Source organism: Vibrio splendidus 12E03 (assembly GCF_000272105.2).
GTDB classification, from domain to species: domain Bacteria; phylum Pseudomonadota; class Gammaproteobacteria; order Enterobacterales; family Vibrionaceae; genus Vibrio; species Vibrio splendidus_I.
Window position 1 is genome coordinate 1 of record NZ_AJZD02000150.1, and the last position, 4313, is coordinate 4313.

The 4313-nt window shown below is 39.0% G+C and carries 8 protein-coding genes and 1 pseudogene; 4 read left to right on the forward strand and 5 right to left on the reverse strand.

The features are described from left to right. Positions 1 to 118: 118 nt before the first annotated feature. The 4 genes from A142_RS11115 to A142_RS11130 form a co-directional block, all read right to left on the reverse strand. The gene (locus A142_RS11115; protein ID WP_019824615.1) at positions 119 to 559 is read right to left on the reverse strand and encodes a hypothetical protein; all 441 of its coding nucleotides are present in this window, start codon (positions 557 to 559) and stop codon (positions 119 to 121) included. Next, positions 549 to 1331 carry a ParA family protein gene (locus A142_RS11120; protein WP_017108533.1) on the reverse strand — a complete coding sequence of 261 codons (783 nt, stop codon included), beginning with the start codon at positions 1329 to 1331 and terminating at the stop codon, positions 549 to 551. Before A142_RS11120 ends, A142_RS11115 begins: the two co-directional genes overlap by 11 nt. Before the next feature lie 214 nt (positions 1332 to 1545). Further along, a complete protein-coding gene (locus A142_RS11125) occupies positions 1546 to 1836 on the reverse strand; it encodes a hypothetical protein (RefSeq protein ID WP_020628679.1) in 291 nt (96 codons plus the stop codon). A 330-nt stretch (positions 1837 to 2166) separates the two neighbouring features. Further along, complete coding sequence (locus A142_RS11130) at positions 2167 to 2358, reverse strand: hypothetical protein (RefSeq protein ID WP_019824617.1); 192 nt, start codon at positions 2356 to 2358, stop codon at positions 2167 to 2169. A 322-nt stretch (positions 2359 to 2680) separates the two neighbouring features. Between A142_RS11130 and A142_RS11135 the strand changes: the two genes are divergently transcribed. From A142_RS11135 to A142_RS11150, 4 genes are read left to right on the forward strand one after another with little or no spacing between them, the layout of a single operon-like run. Further along, complete coding sequence (locus tag A142_RS11135; protein ID WP_019824619.1) at positions 2681 to 2980, forward strand: type II toxin-antitoxin system HigB family toxin; 300 nt, start codon at positions 2681 to 2683, stop codon at positions 2978 to 2980. Positions 2981 to 2991: 11 nt separating this feature from the next. After that, positions 2992 to 3360, forward strand: coding sequence for a helix-turn-helix domain-containing protein (locus tag A142_RS11140; protein ID WP_019824620.1), 369 nt, complete (start codon positions 2992 to 2994; stop codon positions 3358 to 3360). Between the two features lie 10 nt (positions 3361 to 3370). Further along, positions 3371 to 3556, forward strand: coding sequence for a hypothetical protein (locus tag A142_RS11145; protein ID WP_019824621.1), 186 nt, complete (start codon positions 3371 to 3373; stop codon positions 3554 to 3556). A 13-nt stretch (positions 3557 to 3569) separates the two neighbouring features. Continuing rightward, a complete protein-coding gene (locus tag A142_RS11150; protein ID WP_241813085.1) occupies positions 3570 to 3830 on the forward strand; it encodes a hypothetical protein in 261 nt (86 codons plus the stop codon). Between the two features lie 188 nt (positions 3831 to 4018). Here the strand turns inward: A142_RS11150 and A142_RS24960 are convergent. Further along, positions 4019 to 4313, reverse strand: a pseudogene (locus A142_RS24960) (hypothetical protein); the annotation flags it as partial.

Sequence of the window (4313 nt, forward strand, 5' to 3'; positions counted from 1 at the left end):
GTAAACACAGTATTACAAATGTTTAGTATTCAAGCAATAAAAGGTGCTCATCTTCATACTATTATTCATAAAAATCAGAACATAAATGTATATCATTAAATGTATACTAGATAAATACTTATGATTTATTACCACTTCCAATCATGTTTAATTGGGTTTGTTTTATGTATTCAATCAAGGTGTTATCGTCCATATCGACCAACGCCAGAACCGCAGCTCGAATAAGACTTGTATCGTTAACCGCTTTTAAGCTCCCTAAACGCTCTACCACCGCATGTGGATTTTTGGTATTTAATGAATTAGTTCGTTCGGTTAAGAGATCTCGTTCTTTTTGTAAAAATCTAACCGCTTTAGGATTAACAGCAGAAGTCGAAACCTTACCAAATAGGTTTGTTTTAACTTCACTTTTTTCCGGCATCGATGTGCTAGGTTGAAGCTCTTTTTCTAAACGGCTCTTCAAAGCTCTTTGTTTAGGTTTTAATCTATCCCCTTTTTCTTCAAGATTAATTAAATATTTCAATTGTTCTTGTGAAGATAGTGATTCAAATTCAGCACTCATTATCGATAACCTCTTTAGCAAAATTTTTGTAATACATAGCAGTAGCACTACTCGACTTGTAGACCGAGACAGGAACGTGGTCTAGTTCTGCATTCTCAAAATCAGATTGACGATGCCAAACAGTAGTTTGAGCTATATTATGTGGAAAACGTTCAGCCAAATATTCACGCCCATATGCATATGTGGACTTAACTCGTTTATCGATACCAACCGGTAAAATTAGATAATCGATCTCATCTTCATCGATAAATTTAGCATCTTGTATATGTTCAATTAGAACATCGATCCCTTCAAAGCTGCGATCTGTAAACGTTGTTGGAAAAATAAACTCATCAGCAGCTATAACCGCATTCATAGATAAAATACTAGTTTCTGGACTCGTATCAATTAACACAAAATCAAATTTGTCTTTCACTAAATCTAAATGCCTTAGCAAACGCTCTTCACGTTTCGGTAAACTAACCATATCCATGTTCAACTTAGACATAACATCCCCCCCACGAGCGGGAATAATGAACAATTTATCTTGCTCTACTCCTTTAATGAGTGCGGGATAAATAGCTTTATTTATATCAAACTTACGATCTAACAAAACATCAGCTATGTAGAACTCCGTTTTATCTCTACGATAAAAACTCGTCGCGTCCCCTTGGCCATCAAAATCAATAACCAGAACTCGCTTTCCTTTTTGCGATAGCTCATAAGCAGTATTGACTGTAGTAGTGGTTTTTTTTATACCACCTTTACGACCTGCGATTGTAATCACTCTCATAGAAACCTCGTATACTTAATCAATATCTCAATTGTTATACATTTTAAATGTATAACAATTGAGATATCTTGCAAAAATACAAACTGTATAGATGCATGATATACAACCATCTCAAACCAAGCAAGAAGTATCATTAAAATATACACCCAATGGTATACATTATAAATGTATACCATTGGGTGTATACGGCAATAATACTATTTATAATGCTCGCTCAGTACTTCTGGCTTTCATTAATCCACTCCAAGGCTTTTTCAAAGCCATCGGGAGCGATGTTAATAAACCAATCAAATTCCTCTTTACGCCTTTGTATCAACTCTCGTTCCTCCAGAGTTTTGCAGGATGTACGGAAGTTATTTGGATGAATGTCTTTTTTGAGGTTCATATTTACCAGAGCATTTACATCTGTAGATTTTGCTTCTTTAACTCCACCAATAAAGGCTTTAGCCAAAATAGTTAAAATCTCTTTTTGAACAGCACTAAATCTAGCCACAATCTTATCCATTGTTGAAATGATTAAGAACACATTACCACTATTCATTGCCACAATGAATAAGAAGCTATTAGATGATCCGTTTTATCGGAGAACAATAGAGAAAACCGATCATCTTGAGGAGTAGGAAATTATTACTAAGCTTAACCAATCTTGATCAATGTAGTATTATTTATTTGAAAGCGTGAAACAGCTTGGTCTCTCTACCATTAAGCTGCGTAAGAACCCCATAGTTAAGAGAGTGATTATGTCGGGTGAGACCTTTCTCCAAGTCTCGGGTTACAGGGCTAGTATTATGAGAAAGCAGCTATAAAGGCTGCTTTTTTTGTATCTATGATTTAGTCATAAAAAAACCACTGTAAACATTACGGTAGATCTAATTTGTCCTGCAATAGCCATTGAAAGCGCACCAGTTCCCGTTCCAATCTGACCGACAATTACTAGCGGCCTTTCCTCGATGTGTCGTAATCCTGCCTTGAAAAGGTATGTTTTCTCTACGAATAAAAACATAGACTTACCTTTACCTGTAACCATGTCCGCTTCCCTCAAAGATCGGTTAATTGTTTCAACTTTTTCTCAAGTACATTCTTGCTTAAAGCAAATGCGATCTTTACAACCTCATTAGGCCCAGCATCTGAGAATGACGTTTTTAACTGGTTGATTACATTAGGCCATTCTGAACCGTCAATGAGTTTGGGGTACATCGACATTTCAGAAACTCAATTATGCCAAGCTGCGCAACTGGCTTTATAACTCTGTTAGGTTTATGATTTTATTTATTTTCCCTTTTTGGGAAAGTAGCACTTGACTGTTTATTGTTAATTTCCCACAATGGGAAATATAGTAAAGGGGATGTATGCGAATTTTATCAAGAGCAACTTTAAGAGAGTTTTGGGAACAGCCTAATTACGCTGATTCTGAACAGCCACTAATGGCATGGTTTGACGAAGCCAAACACGCAAATTGGCAAACGCCCCAAGACATAAAGGCACTGTACCGAAATGCGTCTTTCGTTGGCAATAATCGCGTTGTGTTCAACGTTCACGGCAATAAGTATCGACTGATCACCGCGATTAATTACAAATTTTCGATGGTATATATTCGCTTTATTGGCACACATGCAGACTATGACAAAGTTGATGCGAAAACCGTTTAGAAGAGGCAGATATGCAAATTAAACCAATCAAAACAGCAGATGATAACCGCGCTGCTTTAGCGCGTATCGAGCAGCTTTGGGATGCTGAACCAAACACACTAGAGGGTGATGAGTTAGAAGTGCTTGCCACTCTAATTGAGGCATTTGAAGAAGCTAATTATCCAATTGCACCACCTGACCCAATCGAAGCAATCAAGTTCCGTATGGAGCAGCAAGGCTTAGAGGATAAAGACCTTGTACCTTTCCTTGGTCAGCGCAGCCGTGTTACGGAGATTCTGAGCCGTCAAAGACGTTTATCTATCTCAATGATTCGCAAGCTACACGATGGGCTTAGAATCCCATTGGATAGCCTTGTGAAAGAATATCAACTGATTAAGTAAAGAGGGAAAAATGATGTCAAAAGATAGCAAACTCATTGAAAAGCTAGAAGAAGCTGAGAAGTTTATCAAATCTATAAAACACGGCCTTGAGCGAAAAGCAAGAGATCAAACTCAGCTTGAAGTTATCAACTCGGATGCGCAAGCACTTGTTGATGTTAGTCAAGAAATTGAAATGATCACTCAGTATCTAGAATAAGAGGGTATAGAACGTGATTACAGATACTTATATGTATAACGAGAGTTTGACGATTCGCACCAGTGATAATATCGAACGCTACCCACAAAAAACAGCCGATGGTAACGAAATCGTTGTTGTCTATGTTGACGAAGTTGAATTCAAGGGGGCTGGCGGTAAGTGGTCTAAACAAGGCTTCCGTTGGGCTATTGTAGAGCCTCACTTAACCCAAGACGAAATCAAAAACTGGCTACTCAACAACGGCCTTTCAACCGTTCCATTCATTAGGGGGTAGAATCATGATACCGCTAACACTAGAAACACGTTACGGAACAAGTGTATATCTAACTGGCGATGCGATGCAGTTTCATGGCGGTGGAATGAGTCTCGATTTGTCTCACGATGCCGATTACCAACTGAAGCGTTGGGAGGAAGATGGGCATATTATCTGTTTGCTGCAATATGATAAAACCTCGATTCATTTCACTCCAGACGAATATGAAGTACCACTAAGCGAGACAGAGACGGCACGGCTTGCACAGAACCCACTAAAGATTCTTGAGCATCCCCGTCCCCGGTTAAATCCGGGTCGAGTTGCAGCAACGCTTTCACGCCCAATGCCACTTCCCCGAACACATCCACATCACTGCTCGATAAAGTGACGTATTGCCCGTCCACTTTCGCAGAGGCTTCCTCATCATCTCCGCCTTCGCTGTTTTCACCGCTGCCAATTTGGTCGCTGAGCATTCCTGGCGGCAATTCAAGTTCAAACGTGCGA